Raw genomic sequence first — 12,648 nt, forward strand, 5'->3', positions numbered from 1 at the left:
CCGCGCTGGAGCGAGCGCCGGGCGGGCCGTCTCCCCGCGTGTGGAGCGAGAGCTCGGGCGGCGGTGGCCTGCCCGCCCGCGACCGGGTGGCCAGCCAACGGACGTGGCCCGCCGCCCCCGGAGGGAGGGCGTCGGCCCGGCGGCCGGATCGACCCGCCGGGCCTGCGGGAGGCGGTCAGCGACCCCGGGCGCTCGCCCGCGCGGCGAGGTTGTGCAGTACCGAGCCGAGCCGCAGCCCGGCCGCCTCGACCGCCATCGGCAACAGCGACGTCTCGGTCATCCCCGGCGCCGTGTTCGCCTCCAGTACCTGGATCTCCCCGTCCGGGCCGACGATCATGTCGATCCGGGACAGGTCGCGCAGCCCGAGCACGGTGTGCACCCGCACCGCCGTCTCGGACACCTCGTCGAGCACCTTCTCCGGCAGCCGGGCCGGGCAGTGCCAGGTGGTGATCCCCGCGGTGTAGCGGGCGGCGTAGTCGTAGTTGCCGTCCGGCGGCTCGATCTCGACGGCCGGCAGGGCACGCGGCCCGTCGCCCTCGTCGAGCACGCTGACCGCGACGTCGACACCCGGCACGAACCGCTCGATGAGCACCGTCGGCGCGTAAGAGAAGGCGCCGACCATGGCGGCCGGCAGCGCGTCGGCGGACCGGACCGCGGCGACGCCGAGCCCGGACCCGCCGTGTACCGGCTTGACCACGAGCGGCAGCCCGAGCCGGGCGACGATGTGGTCCAGCAGGCTCTGCGCACCGAGTTCGGAGAAGGTGGAGTGCGGCAGCGTCACCCACGGCGGGGTGGCGATGCCGGCGTCGGACAGGATCGACTTCGCGCTGGCCTTGTCCCAGGCGAGTCGGGCGGCGCGGGCGGTCGACCCGACGTAGGGCACGCCGACCAGGTCGAGCACGCCGGGCAGCGAACCGTCCTCGCCGGGGCTGCCGTGCACGGCGGGGAACACCGCGTCCGGCCGCTCGGCCGAAAGGTAGGGCAGCAGCGTCACGTCGACGTCGCGCAGCTCGACGTCCAGCCCGGCCGCGGTGAGCGCGTCGACGACCCGGCGGCCGGACCGCAGCGACACGTCCCGCTCGTACGACAGGCCGCCGGCGACCACGAGAACCCGCGGCGGCAGTTCGGCGGTCACGCGATGCCCGGCGGTACGTCGCCGGTGACCCGTCGCGGTGCGCCGGCGCTGCCGGTGGCCCCGAACGTACTGCGCAACGTCAGTTCCTCCTCGATCACCCGGCCGAGCCGGCGGACGCCCTCGCGCAGCCGGTCCGGCGGCGGGAAACAGTACGACAACCGCATGTGCCGGGCCCCCGACCCGTCGGCGTAGAAGCCGGTGCCCGGAACGTACGCCACCCGGGCGTTGATCGCGCGCGGCATCATCGCCTTCGAGTCCAGCGACTCGGGCAGGGTGACCCAGATGTAGAAGCCGCCGGCCGGCCTGGTCCAGCTGACCCCGGCGGGCATCGCCTCGTCGAGGGTGCTCAGCGTGGCGTCCCGACGCTCCCGGTACAGCTCCTGGAAGACCTTCAGCTGCTCGCGCCAGGGCATCGTGGCGAAGTAGCGGGCCACCACCCGCTGGTTGAAGGTGGCCGGGCAGAGGATCGCGGCCTCGGATGCCATCACCAGCTTCTCCCGCACCGCGTGCGGCGCGAGGATCCAGCCGAGGCGGACGCCGGCCGCGAACGTCTTGGAGAAGGTACCGAGGTAGAGCACGCCGTCCCGGGCGCGGGCGCGCAGCGGCGCCGGCGGGTCCTGCTCGAACCCGAGCAGCCCGTACGGGTTGTCCTCCAGCACGAGCAGCCGGTGCCGCTGGCAGATCTCCAGGATCTGCTCGCGCCGCTGCTCGGCCAGGGTCACCCCGGCGGGGTTGTGGAACGCGGGCACCGTGTACAGGAACTTGGCCCGCCGCCCGGAGGCCGCGACGTCGGCGATCGCCTGCTCCAGCGCGGCCGGTACCAGCCCGTCGTCGTCCATCGGCACGTGCACCACGTCGGCCTGCGCCGCCTGGAAGACGCCGAGCGCGCCCACGTAGCTGGGTGCCTCGGCGAGCACCACGTCGCCGGGGTCGAGGAACACCCGGGACACCAGGTCGAGCGCTTGCTGCGAGCCGGTGGTGACGACCACGTCGTCGGGCGAGGCGCCGCCGGAGGCGTCGATGCCCTCCTCGGCCATCACCGCGCAGATCTGCTCCCGCAGCACCAGCTCGCCCTGGCCGCCGGTGTAGTTGAGCGCCGGGGCGCCCTCGCGGGCCACCAGCTCGGCCATCATGTCGCCGATCGCGTCCAGCGGCAGCGCGGCGGTGAACGGGGAGCCGCCGGCCAGCGAGACGACCTCGGGCCGGTTCGCGACCGAGAACAGTGCGCGGATCTCGGATGCCTTCATCCCGTGCACCCGCTGCGCGTACAGATCGGTGTAGTCGTCCAGTGTGGTGCCGGACACAGCGCCCCCTCGTTGCGATCCTCGCCGGCCGCAAGGACCAGCGTCGGGCTCGACCGGCGCCCGGGGAAGCTTCCGGCAGCGGTGGCGGGTCCGTACCCGCGGCGCACGGTTACCGCACTCTACCGGCCAGCGTGGAGCAATCGCTGCGCTACGTGATGCAGACCGCGTAGGATTCCACCCCGAGAGAGCGCGGTACCGGCCGTGACGTGCCCGCCGGTGCCGATCCAGCAGGGGGTGGCGGTGTCTCGACGGTTGGTGAATCTCACCCTCGACACCCTGGAGGATCTGCCCAGTCGCTGCCGTGGCTGCGTGTTCTGGGAACTCGATCCGGTGGCCGCGGATCGCGCCGCGCGTGCCGGTGACGCGGAGCTGTCGAAGGAGGCGTGGACGTCCCAGACGCTGCTCGAGTGGGGCTCCTGCGGCAAGTTGATCTACGTCGACGAGGCCCCCGCCGGGTACGTCCTGTTCGCGCCGCCGGCGTACGTGCCGCGGTCGATCGCCTTCCCCACCAGCCCGGTGAGCCCGGACGCGGTGTTGCTGATGGCCGCGTACGTGGTGCCCGACTTCGCCGGCGGCGGGCTGGGCCGGATGCTCGTGCAGGGGGTGGCCCGCGATCTGACCCGGCGCGGCATCAAGGCGATCGAGGCGTTCGGTCGGGAGCAGGCGCCGGCCGGCGGCGAGCAGCCGGCCGCGTCGGGCGCGGGCCTGCCGGGCGAGCAGCGGTGCGTCGTGCCGGCCGACTTCTTCCGCTCGGTCGGTTTCAAGACGGTCCGGCCGCATCCCCGGTTTCCGCGGCTACGGATGGAACTGCGGACCGCGCTGTCCTGGAAGAGCGACGTGGAGGCCGCGCTGGACAAGCTGCTCGGTTCGATGCGGCCGGAGGCGTTGCTGCATCCGGCGCTGCCGCACTGACCGGTGTTGTCGCGCTGGCCGGCGCTGCAGCCCGCCGCGCCGACCGGCGTTGTCGCGCGGACCGGTGCTGCGGCACTGATGGGCGCTGCTGGACTGGCCGGCGCTGCGGCACTGACCGGTGCTGCTGGACCAGCCGGTGTGGTGGCAGCGGCGGCGTTGCGACCCGGCCGGCAAGCGCTTTCCTCGGGGCTCGGGGCTCGGGGTTCGCGATCGATCAGTGGGCGGCGAGCGCGCTGCGCAGCGAGCTGACGTCGAAGGTGCCGGTCGGGAAGTCGGCGTCCTTGGTCAAGTACATCCGCTGGATGGCGGCCACCATCGCCTCCACCACCCGGTCCCGGAACACCGGATCGATCAGCTTCGCCCGGTCGTCCGGCGAGGTCAGGTAGCCGACCTCGACCCGCACTGCCGGCATCCGGGTCAGCCGCAGCAGGTCCCAGCCCTTGGCGTGCGCACCGCAGTCGAGCATCCCGGTCCGGGCCGCGACCTCGCGCTCGACCAGCCCGGCGAGCTGCTCACCGACGGTGGAGGTGACCCCGACCGGCCCGCCGAAGTGGTACGCGGCCACGCCCTGTGCGGCCGGGTTCGGATGCCCGTCGCAGTGCAGCGAGACGAGCAGATCGGCACCGAGATCGTTGGCGAACCGGGCGCGCTCCCGCTCCGGGAACCAGGTGTCGCGGTTGCGGGTCAGGTGCACCTGGACGCCGGCCGCGGCGAGCCGGCCCTCCAGCCGGGAGGCCAGGTCGTACACGATGTCGGCCTCGGTCCAGCGGAGCATCCCGTCGGGGACGGTGACACCGGTGTCATCGCCGCCGTGCCCGGGATCGATGACGATCCGCTTGCCGACCAGGGCGGGCCCGGCGTGGTGCAGCAGCGCCGACTCGCGCAGCAACTGCGGGCGCCCTCCGGTGACCTTGCGGCCGAGGCGGCGCAGCGCGGCCATGGTGGCCGGGCCGAACGAACCGTCGGCGGTCAGCCCGACCTCGCGCTGGAACCTGCCGAGCGCGTGCGCGGTCCGGTCGCCGAAGACCGCGTCGGCGCGGCCCACGTCGTACCCCATTTCGAGCAGGCGCTCCTGCAGGGTGCGGACGTCGTCGCCGGTGAGCGGTTCGGGGTGAGCGGCGAACAGCGGGCGGTCGCCGAGCTGCCAGCGGGCGCCGTCCAGCGCGTGCCAGGTCTGGTCGTCGACCACACCGTCCGCGATCAGCCCACGGGACTGCTGGAACGCGCGGACGGCGCGCTCGGCGGTCGGGTCGTACCGATCGTCGCCGGTGTCGTCCGGGAGCATTCCGAGCCGGACGAGGACGGTGCGGATCTCAGCTGCCGCCGGACCGCGGTCACCCGGTCGGATCGGACGCATACGTGGTGCCTCCCTCGCGGCATCGACTTTCGTGGCGGCGCGCAGCGGCCACGACGAATGCTGGCCGCGGAAAGCGCGGCGCGAGCATCACAGACATCGGAGCGTACTCCGTGGTCCGGGTTGGCCCCGTACGGGCCGACGCCTACCGGCCGCGAGGGATGCGTCATTTGTTCGCGTTCGTACCGAAACGACGCAACGTACCGAAAGGGTGGCGGTTCGGGACCGGGTGCCCCGCCCGGATCCGGGTAGCAGGCTGGCTGCCCGCTACCCGGCGACGGGTGGCCCTACTGGCAACCCGGTCCCTACATCCGACTTAGCGTCCGGGCCGCCGGACGTTACAGGCTGGACTCGATGAACTTCGCCAGCGCGCTCTTCGGCTGCGCGCCCACCACCGACTGCACCGGCTCGCCGCCCTTGAACACGGTCAGGGTGGGGATCGACATCACGCCGTAGTTCCGCGCGGTGTTCGGGTTCTCGTCGATGTTGAGCTTGACGATCTCGACCTGGTCCGCGTACTGCTGGCCCAGCTCCTCCAGCACCGGGGAGACCTTCTTGCACGGCCCACACCACTCGGCCCAGAAGTCGACCAGGACCGGCTTGTCCGCCTTCAGCACGTCGGCGTCGAAGCTGGCGTCGGTGACGGCCTTGCTCATGTTCGTACCCCTCTCGAAAGGATCTTGCTCACTCGACGGACGCGAGATAACGCTCGGCGTCCAGCGCGGCGACACACCCGGTGCCTGCCGCGGTGATGGCCTGCCGGTACGAGTGGTCGACCAGGTCGCCGCAGGCGAACACGCCGGTCACGTCGGTGCGGCTGGTCGGCGACTCGGCCCGCACGTACCCCTCGTCGTCGATGGCGACCTGCCCGGCGAACAGCTCGCTGCGCGGGTCGTGGCCGATCGCGATGAACAGGCCGGTGACGTCCAGGGTGGACTCCTCGCCGGACTTCGTGTTACGCAGCGTGACGCCCTCGACCTTGTCGGCGCCCAGCACCTCGGTGACCACCGAGTCCCAGATCACCTTGATCTTCTCGTTCTTCAGCGCGCGCTCGGCCATGATCGGGCTGGCCCGGAACTCGTGCCGGCGGTGGATGATCGTGACGGTCTCGGCGAACTTGGTGAGGAACGTCGCCTCCTCCATCGCCGAGTCACCGCCGCCCACCACCGCGATGTGCTGGTTGCGGAAGAAGAACCCGTCACAGGTCGCGCAGGACGAGACGCCGTGGCCGAGCAGCTTCTGCTCGCCCGGCACGTTCAGCGGCCGCCAGGCCGAACCGGTGGCCAGGATGACCGCCTTCGCCTGGTACTCGGTGTCGCCGACCCAGACCCGCTTGACGTCGCCGGCCAGCTCGACCCGCGTCACGTCGTCGGTCAGCAGCTCGGCGCCGAACCGCTCCGCCTGCTTGCGCATGTTGTCCATCAGGTCCGGGCCGTCGATCCCGTCCGGGAAGCCGGGGAAGTTCTCCACCTCGGTGGTGGTCATCAACGCACCACCGGACTGCGCGCCCTCGATGACCAGCGGGTTCAGATTCGCCCGAGCCGCATACACCGCGGCGGTGTAGCCCGCCGGCCCGGACCCGATGATGATCAGGTTTCGGACGTCTGCCACCACACGACCCTCTTCCTTGACTGCCCGGACCGGCCCGTCTGTGCCGGACCCGAAGCCTCTGCCGACAGAACGCCATCGTACGGACCGAGATTCCCCGTTGCGGTCTGCGTCACGCGGCGCCGGCGGGCGTCCCCGCCCGGCCGGGTACGAGCAGAGCAGGGGTCGGGCAGTGCGGGTCGCCGCACCGGCCGGGTGCCCCGACCGGTCAGGACGCGTGCAGCGAGATGGTCGAGGTCTGGTACTGCAGGTGTGCGCCGTCGGTACCGCACTCCGGGCCGACCACCGAGATCCGGGTGGCCGAGCCGGCGGACGCCACGACCACCGCCGCCGGCCGGCTGCGGAACAGCGCGAAGTCGACGAGCGAGGCGGTGTAGCCGCCCGGCACGCCCAGCTGGTGCAGGCACCGGTCCAGCCGGGCCGGGTCGGTCAACGGCCGCAACTCCCCCGGTACCGCCGCGGCCACAGCGCTACTGGAAAGCGCTTGCTGTCCGGCTCGGTCGGCCGCCTGCGGCACCGTGTCGACGGTGTAGTCGGTGCCGCTCGCGGCGAGTCGGACACCGTCGGTCGGCCGGGCGTCCTTGGGCGCGATCTGCGCGTGGTTCGGCCCCTTCGTCGTGGGCGACGGCGTAGCCCCCTGCCGCGCCGAACCGGCCCGGCTCGACGACGCGTCCCGGTCCTGGCCGCCGGTCAGCACGCTCGCCCCAGCGATCCCGGCGAACGCGAGCACCAGCACCCCGGCCGCGGCGCCGGCCAGCCACTGCGCCCGCCGCCGACGGGACCGCCGATCCCGATCCAGCGCCACCACCGGGTGCCCGGCCGGCCGCTGCTCCCGGAACCCCTCCCCGAGCCGGGACAGCAACTCCGGCGGCATCGTGGTCGGGACCGTTCCGACGTGCGCCAGGTCGGCCCTGACCGCGGCGTCGGCCGGCACCGCCGCCGCGTGCGCGGACCGCCACTCCGGCCGCGTCGCGATCAGCTCCGCCACCTGCTCCTCGACCCCGGTACCGGCGAGGGCGCCGCCGACGTAGTCGGCGAGCAGCTCGTCGTCGACCTCCGGGCTGCGCCGGGCCGCCGCCACCAGCCGCCGCACCTCGGCCAGGTAGTCGGCGTCGGGCTGCTCCGCATCGGGCGACGGGGACCGCAGATCGTCGCTCACGTCGCCCCCCTCCCCCGTCGGGTACCGCCGTCCTCGCTGCCGGCCGTCTCAGATCTGACGTCCGGCGGCGGCGTCTGGTTCCGCAGGTGACCCAGTCGGGCGGCCAGCCTCGACCGGCCGCGCGCACACCGGCTCTTGATCGTGCCCGCCGCCACCCCGAGGATCTGGGCCGCCTCGGCGACCGGGTAGCCGTACACGTCGACCAGGACCAGCGCGGCTCGCTGGTCCGGCGGCAACTCGGCCAGCGCGGCCTGCACGGTCAGCGCGGTGTCCCGGTCGGCCACCTGCGGGCCGGCGGCGACCGGTTCGGCGGTACCCGAGTCGGGCAGCGGCACGGTGGGCCTGGCCTGCCGGCGCCGGGCCCGGTCCAGGCAGGCGTTGACCACGATGCGGTGCAGCCAGGTGGTCACCGCCGAGTCGCCACGGAACCGGTCGGCCTTCCGGTACGCCGAGATCAGCGCGTCCTGGACCGCGTCCGCCGCCTCCTCGCGGTCGCCGAGGGTGCGCAGCGCCACCGCCCACAGCCGATCCGCGTGCCGGCGTACCAGCGTCTCGAAGGCGGCCGGATCGCCCGCGACGTGCGCCCGGAGGAGCTCGGTGTCGCCACGCGGGTCCATCCCGCTCTCGGTCGGCAGGTCGTGTCGCACGGTCGGGTCACTCGGCCGGATCGCGCCGGCCCGGGACGGCCAACCGGACCCGCGGGGAGTCGGTCACTGCCCGCGGACCTTGATGTCCTTGACGCCGAGCTGGTAGCCACCGTCCTGCGCCTGCGGCAGCTTCGTGATCCAGACCATCAGGTAGCGGGTCTTGACGCCGCTCAGCGTCCACGACTTCGTCACCTGGACCACCTGCTGTTTGGCGCCCGGCACCTGCTTGTAGTCGGACACCACCGAGTCGTCCTCGGCCGTGGTGCCGGAGCCCCCGTTGGCCGGGTCGGACTTGCCCGTCCGCAGCCCCACGGTGGCGCCGCCGTCGCTGAGCACCACCGACACGGTGGAGATGTCGCGAACCTTGCCGAGGTCGAGCAGGATGCCCATGCCTCGCTTGAAGCCGCCGAAGTTGGCCTGCTGGTAGTCCTGCGTCTCCCACTGCGTCGTGGCGCTGTCGTCGATCGCGTACTGCGAGTCCTTCAGCTCGGTGCGGTCGCCCTGGTCGGGGTCGACGATCCGCACGTTGGCCGGCTTGATCGCGGTCGGGGCGCTGCCGCCGCCCTGGCTGGACTGGCTGGTCGGGTTGCCGCTCGGCGTCCCGCCGGTGGCGGTGTTGCTGTTCAGCCACTTCGTGCCGATCAGCAGGCCGAGCAGGGAGATCACCGCGAGGCCGGCGATGCCGACGGTCAGCTTCTTCCACCGCGGCCGGCGCTCCGGCGGATCCGGGGTCTCCACGGTGACCAGGTCGAGCGGACCGCTGACCTCGTTGGCGATGTTGAGCCGGGCCAGCTCGCCGGACAGCTCGGCCGCGGTCGGCGCCGCGAGCTGGTCGTCCAGCAGGTCCATGGTCAACGCGTCGATGTAGTTCGGCACGTCCGGCCGGACCTGGCGGGGCGCGGCCAGCTTGCCGTCCACGGTCTGCGCCGGCGGGAGCCCGAAGTCGCCGGGCAGCTCGGTCGGCCAGGTGCCGGTCAGCGCGCAGTACAGGACGCCGCCCAGGCCACGGATGTCGCCCTCCTGGCTGGCGTCGGCGGAGGCGCGAGCGTCGGCGAGCACGATTCGTTCGGCGCCGAGCAGCACCGTGTTCGGGTGCACGTTGCCGTGCGCCACACCGGTCTCGTGGATGGCGGCCAGCGCGTCGGCGATCGCGTACGCGACGGCGGTGGCGCGGACCGGGTCGAGCGGGCCGTCGGTGGCGACGATCTCGCGGAGCGGGTGACCGTCCACGTACTCGCGCACCACGTACGCACGGTCGCCTTCGTCGACCGCGTCGTAGACGCCGACGGTGTGCGGATGGACCACCCGGCTGGCGGCGACGGCGGCCTGCAGCATGTCGTTCGCGGAGTCGCCGCCGGGGTATTTGAGGACGATGGTGACCGGGCGGCGGAGGATGACATCCACTCCACGCCACACCTGCCGCCCCGTGGAGTCGTCGTGGATGTGCTCCTCGAGGCGGTACCGGTCGGCGAGCACCTCGCCAACCGCGGGTGCTCCGACCTGGGTCAACCCAGTCCTCCCTCCGGCTGGCCCCCGGGCAGCGGCTGGCTCTAGTGCGACCCGTCGTTCACTCACAGCCTAGGTCCTCCGCGCCGCGTGCAGGCAGCACCCTGCTCAACTCCCGCGTGTTGGTCACGTCTCGGTAACCCGCGTCACTACGGCGGGTAGTGCCCCGACCGATGTCATGGCCGTCTCGGCCCGTGCCACCGTATCGCGTCTCCGTCCGGTACTCGATGGTCGGAATGTCTTTCGTTACGACCGTCCTCATTTGTCGAACTCCACGGATGTGCCTGCTGACCAGCGAGTTACCGATATGCACCGGGTGCCGGCGGTGCATGGTGTCGACAGTCATACACGTACCGCCGACGGGCCCGGTTGCGCCGGCCCGGATGCGTCACACCCGCGACTGGTGATCACCGTTCGTGCTGGTACATGTGTGTGCGGTGGCGTTTGCCGGGGTCGGCGCCCGCGGAGCGTGGGTGTGGCGAGCCTCTCAGTCGTCCTGGCGACCGGAGAAACGGATGTTGCCGGACAAGGCTCCCCGATAAACAGTACTACCAGGCGGTAACACGGCATATCGGATGGCAACCGCCGCACGGACTGTGCATGCTGTCCCCATGGTTGCGTCGATGATGTTCGACTCCGACCGGCTGGTGCTGCTGTGGCCCCTCCCGCCGGAACAGCGCACCAGCGAAGGGATCGGCATCGGGAGCACCGTCTACCACGCGTGGCTCGCCTACCCGGACGCCGAAGCGCTGCGCCCCGAACCGGCGGCGGCGTCCGACGCGCTGCTGGTACACCGCATCGACCGCGGCTACCTGATCCGGCACGACGGCACCGTGGTCCGGCAGTTGATCGCCGGCACCGAGGAACTCCTCCGCGCCGCCTACCAGACCCGATGAGCCGCCGGCGGCAGGCAGCCCGGCCATCCGCCGCCCCGCCCGGCCTACCGGGCATCGCTCCGGCGGGCGCCGAGCGGCCGAACCTCAGCGGCCGACCTTGCTGCGGACCATCCCGACGAGCTGGCTGATCTCCCGCACCCGCAACGCGTACGCGAGGCCGAAGTAGACGAGCGCGAGAACCGCGCCACCCGCGACCAGCTCGGCCAGGCTCGCGACCCGGCCGTCCCCCAGCACCCCGCCGAGCGCCCTCGCCACCAGCCACGCGGGCACCGCGGCGACCGCACCGGCCAGTACCAGCCGGAGCAGGGTGCTCGCCACCTGGCGCAGGCCGAGCGCCCCGATCCGGCGGCGCAGCAGCGCGTACGACACGATCGCCGCGACCACGAACGACACCGCGTTGCCCAGCAGCAGCAGCGGCACCACGTAGTCGATCGGCGCCAGGAACCAGACCGCCACGTCGAACGCGATCTTGACCAGCACCACCGGCACGTTCACCAGCGCCGGGGTGCGGGTGTCGGGCATCGCGTAGAAGGTGAAGATCTGCAGCTGGCTCACCGCGAACGGCACCAGCCCGAACCCCGCCATCGCGATCGCCAGCCCGGCCGAGTGCGCCGCGCCGGCGTCGAAGTGCCCGTACTGGAACAGCACGACGCCCAGCTGCGAGCCGAACACCGCCAGCGCCACCGTGCCCGGGATCAGCAGCACCGAGGAGAGCCGGGTCCCCAGGGACAGGTAGTTGGAGACGTCGCCGAACCGGCGGTCCGCCGCCGCCGCGCTCATCCGCGGCATCAGCGCCGTCATCACCGACACCGCGGCGATCCCGTTGATCGTCATCATCAGCAGGAAGCCGTAGTCGTACACGATGGTGCCGGTGTCGTTGTGGCCCCGGGTGGTGAGACCGGCGATCTTGACGACCACCAGCATGCCGACCTGGCTGATCGCCACGTAACACAGCGCCCAGCCGGCCAGCCGGCCGATCTCGCGCAACCCCATGCCGCGGAACGAGAACCGCAACCGGAACCCGTAGCCCACCTTCCGCAGCGCCGGCGTCAGCGCCAGCACCTGCACGCACATCGCGATGGTGAAGCCGGAACCGATCAGCGCGATCTTCGGCATCGTCATCGAGTCGAGCGTCGGCTTGTCCGGCCAGATCAGCGCGAACATCACGAAGAAGCCGATGATGACGATGTTGTTCAGGATCGGTGCCCAGGTCGGCGCCGCGAACGAGCCGCGGGTGTTCAGCACCGCCTGGAACATCGCCGACAGGCCCATGAAGAAGATCGCCGGCAGCATGAAGTAGCTCAGCGACGTGACCGTGTCGTGGATCGGCGTGCCACGGGCCAGCACCCAGGACACCACCGGCGCACCGATGGTCACGATCGCCGCCATCACCAGCAACAGCGTCGCCGCCAGCGTGACGAACCGTTCGGTGAACGCCTCGCCACGGTCCGGGTCGCTCTTGCGCGCCCGCACCAGCAGCGGCACCACGACACTGGTCAGCGTGCCGCCCATGAGCAGCTCGTACAGCATCTGCGGCGAGTAGACGGCCTGGGTGTACGCGTTGCCCACGTTCAGGCCGAGCGCCGCGCCGATCGCGACGGTACGGCCGTAGCCCAGGATGCGGCTGACCAGGTTGAGCCCGGCCATCATCGCGCTGTTGCGCATCACGCCGCGATCGCCGCCGGCCTCCGGTTCGGGGGTCGGCGGTACCTCACCGGTCGGCGGCATGGTCGCCGTCGCGGTCGGATCCGGCACCGCACCCTGGGGTGCGGACATGGCGGCGACCTCCTGCTCGACGGCGAACGAGGACCGGTAGAGCCCGTCCCCGGCGGCGGTCGGGGACGGTGGAACGGGTACCTGCCGGTCGGGCTCGCCGGGCAGCCCGGCCGGTGCGGCGTACCGCGCCGCCGGGTCGTCGCCGAGCCGGCTGGCGTCGTCGCCGAGCCGGGTGGCGTCGTCGCCGAGCCGGGTGGCGTCGTGGCCGGGCCGGGTGGCGTCGTGGCCGGGCCGGGTGGCGTCGGCCGGCACCGGGTGCTGGATGCGCGGATCGTCGCCGCTGCGGTACACCCGGCCCTGCGGGCTACTCATGGTTCGCTCGTCGTGCTCGCTCATGCTCGGTCTCCGCTG

11 protein-coding genes are annotated in these 12,648 nt (G+C 72.3%); 2 read left to right on the forward strand and 9 right to left on the reverse strand.

Translation table 11 applies throughout. The features are described from left to right. Positions 1 to 175: 175 nt before the first annotated feature. Positions 176 to 1,135, reverse strand: a complete 960-nt coding sequence (locus Athai_RS31525; RefSeq protein ID WP_203964848.1) for a D-alanine--D-alanine ligase family protein — start codon at positions 1,133 to 1,135, stop codon at positions 176 to 178. Next, on the reverse strand, positions 1,132 to 2,439 hold the full coding sequence (locus Athai_RS31530) for an aminotransferase-like domain-containing protein (protein WP_203964849.1): 1,308 nt from the start codon (positions 2,437 to 2,439) through the stop codon (positions 1,132 to 1,134). The genes Athai_RS31525 and Athai_RS31530 overlap by 4 nt, the downstream gene beginning before the upstream one ends. Before the next feature lie 240 nt (positions 2,440 to 2,679). Between Athai_RS31530 and Athai_RS31535 the strand changes: the two genes are divergently transcribed. Continuing rightward, the gene (locus Athai_RS31535; RefSeq protein ID WP_203966559.1) at positions 2,680 to 3,351 is read left to right on the forward strand and encodes a GNAT family N-acetyltransferase; all 672 of its coding nucleotides are present in this window, start codon (positions 2,680 to 2,682) and stop codon (positions 3,349 to 3,351) included. A gap of 214 nt (positions 3,352 to 3,565) precedes the next feature. Here Athai_RS31535 and Athai_RS31540 read toward each other — a convergent pair whose 3' ends face one another. The 6 genes from Athai_RS31540 to Athai_RS31565 form a co-directional block, all read right to left on the reverse strand. Further along, on the reverse strand, positions 3,566 to 4,708 hold the full coding sequence (locus Athai_RS31540) for an N-acetylmuramoyl-L-alanine amidase (protein ID WP_203964850.1): 1,143 nt from the start codon (positions 4,706 to 4,708) through the stop codon (positions 3,566 to 3,568). 335 nt (positions 4,709 to 5,043) lie between these two features. Beyond that, positions 5,044 to 5,361, reverse strand: a complete 318-nt coding sequence (gene trxA / locus Athai_RS31545) for a thioredoxin (protein ID WP_203964851.1) — start codon at positions 5,359 to 5,361, stop codon at positions 5,044 to 5,046. A 28-nt stretch (positions 5,362 to 5,389) separates the two neighbouring features. Further along, on the reverse strand, positions 5,390 to 6,316 hold the full coding sequence (gene trxB / locus Athai_RS31550; protein WP_203964852.1) for a thioredoxin-disulfide reductase: 927 nt from the start codon (positions 6,314 to 6,316) through the stop codon (positions 5,390 to 5,392). Positions 6,317 to 6,521: 205 nt separating this feature from the next. Beyond that, entirely contained in the window at positions 6,522 to 7,472 is a 951-nt protein-coding gene (locus Athai_RS31555; RefSeq protein ID WP_203964853.1) for a hypothetical protein, read from the reverse strand. Further along, positions 7,469 to 8,089: an RNA polymerase sigma factor SigM gene (sigM, locus tag Athai_RS31560; RefSeq protein ID WP_203966567.1), complete on the reverse strand. Its 621-nt coding sequence runs from the start codon at positions 8,087 to 8,089 to the stop codon at positions 7,469 to 7,471. The genes Athai_RS31555 and sigM overlap by 4 nt, the downstream gene beginning before the upstream one ends. A 93-nt stretch (positions 8,090 to 8,182) precedes the next feature. Continuing rightward, on the reverse strand, positions 8,183 to 9,628 hold the full coding sequence (locus Athai_RS31565; protein ID WP_203964854.1) for a protein kinase family protein: 1,446 nt from the start codon (positions 9,626 to 9,628) through the stop codon (positions 8,183 to 8,185). 608 nt (positions 9,629 to 10,236) lie between these two features. Here Athai_RS31565 and Athai_RS31570 point away from each other — a divergent pair. Continuing rightward, a complete protein-coding gene (locus Athai_RS31570; protein WP_203964855.1) occupies positions 10,237 to 10,521 on the forward strand; it encodes a hypothetical protein in 285 nt (94 codons plus the stop codon). An 84-nt stretch (positions 10,522 to 10,605) separates the two neighbouring features. On the opposite strand, the gene murJ is transcribed toward Athai_RS31570, so the two are convergent. Continuing rightward, entirely contained in the window at positions 10,606 to 12,609 is a 2,004-nt protein-coding gene (gene murJ, locus Athai_RS31575; protein WP_203964856.1) for a murein biosynthesis integral membrane protein MurJ, read from the reverse strand. Positions 12,610 to 12,648 lie beyond the last annotated feature (39 nt).

Origin of the sequence: Actinocatenispora thailandica (assembly GCF_016865425.1) — a bacterium.
Classification (GTDB): domain Bacteria; phylum Actinomycetota; class Actinomycetes; order Mycobacteriales; family Micromonosporaceae; genus Actinocatenispora; species Actinocatenispora thailandica.

Excerpts from the sequence above, each read along its gene's own strand:
- Athai_RS31540 (WP_203964850.1), bottom strand. The coding sequence starts at position 4,708 with ATGCGTCCGATCCGACCGGGTGACCGCGGTCCGGCGGCAGCTGAGATC.
- trxA (WP_203964851.1), bottom strand. The coding sequence starts at position 5,361 with ATGAGCAAGGCCGTCACCGACGCCAGCTTCGACGCCGACGTGCTGAAG.
- sigM (WP_203966567.1), bottom strand. The coding sequence starts at position 8,089 with ATGGACCCGCGTGGCGACACCGAGCTCCTCCGGGCGCACGTCGCGGGC.
- Athai_RS31570 (WP_203964855.1), top strand. The coding sequence starts at position 10,237 with ATGGTTGCGTCGATGATGTTCGACTCCGACCGGCTGGTGCTGCTGTGG.
- murJ (WP_203964856.1), bottom strand. The coding sequence starts at position 12,609 with ATGAGTAGCCCGCAGGGCCGGGTGTACCGCAGCGGCGACGATCCGCGC.